Here is a 4,083-nt window from a genome sequence, read left to right as displayed (position 1 = left end):
TAAGTCGGTGAAAATAAATCAAACTATGTGACGAAACGTAAACAGGCTTGAAACCCTTACCAAGGAGGAATGACTAAGGACAAATGACAGCCATCACCAGTTATCTTTAATTGCGCCGACTTACTTAACCAAGGTTGCGGGTTATCAAAATCTGGGTGCTTTTCATCCAGAAATTGGGGATTTTATTGCACAAAGCGATCGCCTGAATCAATAACTATAAGAATCCGGTTTGATTACTGAACGTATTTGTGTAGGTAGGGAACAGGAAACAGGAAAGAAGGGAAGTATAAATATACTAAGTTTGTTCAAAAATTAAATAGGAGTCCTATAGCACAATACGGTTCACAAAAACCCTTATAAATGACGAATACTTCGACTTACCTCGACTTCGCTCGGCACAAGTCGCTCAGTACAAGTGACAAATGACAGCCTTAGCCAGTTAGCTTTATTTGCGTCGCTCTACTTATAGCAACTTAGGTTATTACTATTGACTATTGACTTTTTGAGTCAAATAACCTTCCACTAAGCAGTCAGAGCCGACTACACGCCAACGAACACGTTCTAGAGACAACGCCTCAGTCATGGTAGTAAAACCTAAATCGCCCACAGGTGTGGGAGCAATGCTACCACCAATGATTTTCGGGGCGATAAATGCCAGAATTTTTTGCACTGCTCCTTGAGCGATCGCACTTGCAGCTAAAGTACCACCACACTCCCACAACACGCTACAAAAACCCCGCTCATATAAGTAGGCCATTGCCTGATCTGGTGTAAGTAATGCTAATTCCACCACCTCAACCCCAAGTTTTCGCAACATCTCTTGAAAATTGCGGTTAGCACCCTCCTGTGTTAAGACCAAAGTTGGAGCATCCGCAGTTTCCCAGAGATGGGCACTTTCCGGTAAGTTGAGATGGCGACTCATCACCACGCGCAGGGGATTATGTGCCCCAACCTGATGACTGGTTAAGTAAGGATTGTCTTGTCGGAGTGTATTGCCGCCAACAATTATTGCATCACAAGCCGTCCGCAGTTGGTGTACTTCACTGCGGGCTTCTTGGCTTGTCACCCAAGTGCTGTTACCAGAAGTAGTAGCAATTTTGCCATCTAAAGTCATGGCATATTTTAAAATTCCCAAAGGTCGCTTGTAGAGAATGCGATGCACAAAAGCTTCATTTAGTTGATGACAAGCTGACTCTTCTACTCCTACCACCACTTCGATCCCCGCCGCACGTAAACGGGCAATACCCCCTCCAGCTACCAGGGGATTGGGGTCAACCATACCCACTACGACTTTTGCTACTCCTGCTTGGATCAATCCTTCCGAACAAGGGGGAGTACGCCCGTAGTGATTGCAAGGTTCCAGGTTGACATAGATTGTTGCACCACAAGCGCGATTCTCCTGGGGAGAGGCTGCGCCAACGCCTGCTGCTTTTAAGGCAAAAACTTCTGCATGAGGCTCACCTGCACGAGGATGAAACCCTTCGCCGACAATCTCGCCATCTTTGACAATCACCGCTCCCACTAGCGGATTTGGCGAAGTGCGCCCTAAAGCCCGCCGAGCAAGTTCCAAACACCGGAGCATCATGCGAGAGTCAAAGTCACTTCCTACCTTTTCCTTTGGTGGTAAATTCGATCCAACTGCTGACTTCACTATTCGTATATTTTCCTGAGTGTAATTTGGTAAGGATGCATCTGCTTGAGCGAACACTGGGGAATTATCCATAATTTTAGTGTAAATATTCTGCACGCGATCGCGCAGCCTCTCCACAAGAGAATCGCGCTTTGATCCTGATAATTAAACAGTAATCCAGGCGCTATTATTGGCTGTCTTAGAGACTTCCAAATAAAAAAATACCCAAAAAACTCTCTTCTCCTCATTCCTCTGTGTTCTCTGTACCTCTGTGGTTCGTTTATTTGAGTAATTTATTTCTTGTCAGTCCCTTAACTTGCATCAGTCTGTAATATTGACAATTCACTGTAGCTTGAATCCATATTGCCAGAAGTTGCTCAAATTCGATCAAGATTTAGGGGTTAGTTTTGTTTTCTGTTCCCTGTAACCTATATCCTTTCCCCTTCTTAACTCTTAACTTCCTTTACCATTGCTCTAACGATTTCATTCGCTGCCACCAAAGATTCAGGGGATAATAAACCACAGGTGCCCATAAACTACTAAGAATGGCAGAAGCCAGAGCGACACGCTGATAATATATCCAAATATCTGCGACTTTGCGCTCATCACCGAGCAAAGTTAATTGCAACCCAAAGATAGCTTCTGCCAAAACTGCCATACCAAAGACAATTACAGCAATGGAAATAAAATCTTCTTCGATAAAACGCTGTTTCTGGAGCAGACCAGTTAAAACTCCCACTATACCTAAACTGATGGCATGAGTAGGGTTAGGCGATGTCATTGAATCTTGAAGTAGGCCCAAAACTATACCTGCCAATGCTCCAGCAAACACCGTGCGCTTCACACTCCAAGCTACCACCCAAATTAACAGCCAGTTAGGGCCAATTCCCAATAATTCCATCCCTGGCAGCCGGGTAGGCAATAATAGTAAACATAACAGTACAGATCCAATCGTCACAATCAAACCCAACAACTTACGTACACCGGGATGCCAACGAGAAAGCGGCTGGATTTTAAATTTCGATTTTCGCTCTGACGATTTTGGCTTTTTCTGCCTGCTACCACCAAATGCAGGAATCTTCATTTTTCTATGGATTTTATCAAAGAATTTACTTAGACTTTTGCGGCAGTTGATTTGCCAACTCTTGGTTTTCTGGCTTTGGATAAACAGCTACCCAATCGAGAGATCGAATTGGCAAAAAAAGCTCAATTTTTGCCACTGATGCCGGGAGTTTCTTTAAATCTAGCGACTTAATTCGTCCTATTGCCAAGCCAGATGGAAATTTCTGACTATAAGTGGATGTGGAAACTAAATCTCCTAGCCTCACATTTGGGACTTTTTCATAAAATTCCAACACAGCTTCGGCAGAAGAATCTCCTCGCAAAACGCCTTTAGCTGCCGTGCGGCTAACTGATACACCCACTTGACTCTTGAGGTCACTGATTAACAACACGCGGCTAGTGTTGGGAGTTACACTCTCCACTAAACCCACCAATCCTCCATCTGCCTTAACTATAAAGCCTTCCTGAATCCCTGCATTCGCCCCGCGATTTAGGGTAACTTGTTGCCACCACTGGTCAGCACTACGTCCTACCACCCGTGCTGGAATTGGCCGTAATGCCAGTGGCTCTTTTTCCACATAGCCTAATAAATCTTGTAGCTTTGTATTTTGACTTTCCAAATCCACTATACGGGTTTCTAATTCCGCGATCCGGGCATCTCTAATACGTTCTTCTGGAGTTGGCCCTGACTGCAACATCTCTAACGGACGGGTAATTGCCTGGTATGTCTCAAGCACCAATTCACCTTGAGTTTGTCGCAATATCCAAGCACTACCAACTACTAGAGCTAACAACCCGATTTGTAACCCTTTACGATCCCACCAACGCCGTATTGTAACCATGTATATCTTCCTGTACTTACATAAATTAAGTTCTACTTGGATTCTATTTATATAGAACCCAAATAGAACTCAAATAGAACTCAAATCTGATATTTTTTTTGCTATTAGGACTTACGCAAAATAATCAAAAAACGAACCGCAAACGCCAGTGCGTCTCCCCCTGGGAGAAGGACGCAAAGGAGAGGCAGCGCGGTCTTGGGGGTTTCCCCCATGAGCGACTGCCGTCACAAAGGAATAAGAGTTTCAGAGAGTTATTGCCTAAGTCCTATTGCTATGTAACGCAATGTGCAACTTATTTTTAAAACCCTGCTTCCATTCCTCTCTCCCCTTCGGAGAGAGGCTTGAAATCTTGCCCCCCTTCCCTGCCTTTGGCAGGCTGCAAGAACGTAGGGAAGAGTTTGGGGGTTAGGTTTGAGAGCAAGTTGCACACCGCGTTACATATTGCGGGAACTTTCAGTGACAACTCGTTCCAACTGTTTAAAGTTTTCTAACACACGACCTGTTCCCAGCACAACGCAACTCAAAGGATCGGCCGCAATGTGGGTAATA

3 protein-coding genes and 1 pseudogene are annotated in these 4,083 nt (G+C 44.6%); all 4 read right to left on the bottom strand.

The window, feature by feature from the left end; genetic code table 11:
* Positions 1 to 484: 484 nt before the first annotated feature.
* Positions 485 to 1,723: a bifunctional diaminohydroxyphosphoribosylaminopyrimidine deaminase/5-amino-6-(5-phosphoribosylamino)uracil reductase RibD gene (ribD, locus tag LC605_RS31535; protein WP_229551332.1), complete on the bottom strand. Its 1,239-nt coding sequence runs from the start codon at positions 1,721 to 1,723 to the stop codon at positions 485 to 487.
* Between the two features lie 370 nt (positions 1,724 to 2,093).
* Positions 2,094 to 2,714 (bottom strand): rod shape-determining protein MreD, encoded by a 621-nt coding sequence (gene mreD, locus LC605_RS31530; RefSeq protein WP_229551331.1) that lies wholly within the window; start codon positions 2,712 to 2,714, stop codon positions 2,094 to 2,096.
* Positions 2,715 to 2,739: 25 nt separating this feature from the next.
* The gene (gene mreC, locus LC605_RS31525) at positions 2,740 to 3,534 is read right to left on the bottom strand and encodes a rod shape-determining protein MreC (protein WP_229551330.1); all 795 of its coding nucleotides are present in this window, start codon (positions 3,532 to 3,534) and stop codon (positions 2,740 to 2,742) included.
* A gap of 434 nt (positions 3,535 to 3,968) precedes the next feature.
* Positions 3,969 to 4,083 (bottom strand): annotated as a pseudogene (locus LC605_RS31520) (rod shape-determining protein); the annotation flags it as partial.

Origin of the sequence: Nostoc sp. CHAB 5836 (assembly GCF_020829445.1) — a bacterium.
In the GTDB taxonomy this organism is placed as follows: Bacteria; Cyanobacteriota; Cyanobacteriia; order Cyanobacteriales; family Nostocaceae; genus Nostoc.
Note: the sequence above shows the minus strand (reverse complement) of the source record. Positions and strands in the feature narration are given on the sequence as shown.

What these genes read in the sequence shown, in the direction of transcription:
- ribD (WP_229551332.1), bottom strand. Translation starts at nt 1,723, where the DNA reads ATGGATAATTCCCCAGTGTTCGCTCAAGCAGATGCATCCTTACCAAAT.
- mreD (WP_229551331.1), bottom strand. Translation starts at nt 2,714, where the DNA reads ATGAAGATTCCTGCATTTGGTGGTAGCAGGCAGAAAAAGCCAAAATCG.
- mreC (WP_229551330.1), bottom strand. Translation starts at nt 3,534, where the DNA reads ATGGTTACAATACGGCGTTGGTGGGATCGTAAAGGGTTACAAATCGGG.